General features: G+C 70.6%; 1 protein-coding gene and 1 pseudogene. Both read left to right on the top strand.

What is annotated here, in order from left to right; genetic code table 11:
• Positions 1 to 442, top strand: a pseudogene (locus I53_RS12270) (MFS transporter); the annotation flags it as partial.
• A 32-nt stretch (positions 443 to 474) separates the two neighbouring features.
• A partial coding sequence (locus I53_RS12265) for a class II aldolase/adducin family protein (RefSeq protein WP_043351068.1) occupies positions 475 to 1,042 on the top strand: 568 nt, incomplete at its 3' end.

The following is a 1,042-nucleotide window of genomic DNA, read 5'->3' as shown; positions in this document are numbered from 1 at the left end:
GCCTCCTGACATGCTGCCCTACGGCGCCGCCGCCGTGGCGATGATTACGGTCGGGCGCCTGTCCGACGCGGCCCGGGAGCGGCGCTGGCACATCACGGTGCCGGGCCTCGTCGGGGTGGCGGGCTGGCTGGTCAGCATCCGGTTCAGCACGGACCTCGTGATCGCCGAGGCGGCGCTCACCGTGGCGACGATCGGCGTGCTGGTGACGCTCGCCCAGTTCTGGTGCCTGCCGACCGCCATCCTGGCGGGGGCGGCCGCCGCCACCGGCATCGCGGTGATCAACTCGGTCGGCAACCTCGCGGGTTTCGTGAGCCCCTACCTGATCGGCTGGATCATCGACACCACCAAGTCCACGAGCCTCGGCGTCTACACCCTCGCCGCGTGCCTCGCCCTGGGCAGCCTCCTGGCGCTGACGGTGCCCAAGCGCCTCGTCAACCGCTGACGCCCTCCCCTCACCCGACGAAAGGATACGCCATGCTCGACGATCATTCCCACGACGCGCCCGTCGCCCTCGACCTGCCGGACGACGATGCCGGCCGCAAGCGGACCTCGATCTACCAGCCGGAGCAGGCCGGCCTGATCTTCCCGGAGATCCCGGAATTCGCCAACCACGCCGAGGCGCGCGAGTACCGCAAGAAGCACCTCGTGGCCGCCTGCCGCGCCTTCGCGATGCACGGCTTCGACTACGGCTTCGCCGGGCACCTGACGATCCGCGACCCGGAGCGTCCGGAGCTCTACTGGACCAACCCGATGTGCGTGCACTTCTCGCAGGTGCGGATGTCCAACCTGATCCTGGCCGACCACAAGGGCCGGGTGGTCGAGGGGCGCCACGCCATCAACCGGGCGGGCTTCGTCCTCCACGCCGCCGTGCACGACGAGTACCCCGAGGTCATGGCGATGTGCCACGCGCACACCACCTACGGCACCGCGTGGTGCGCCACCGGTCGGCGCCTCGACATGATCAGCCAGGACGCGGCGGCCTTCTACAACGGCCACGCGGTGATCGGCGCCTCGGCGGGCGCCGTGCGTGAGAAGGGAGCGC

This window comes from Methylobacterium sp. B1 (assembly GCF_000333255.1).
Classification (GTDB): Bacteria; Pseudomonadota; Alphaproteobacteria; order Rhizobiales; family Beijerinckiaceae; genus Methylobacterium; species Methylobacterium fujisawaense.
Note: the sequence above shows the minus strand (reverse complement) of the source record. Positions and strands in the feature narration are given on the sequence as shown.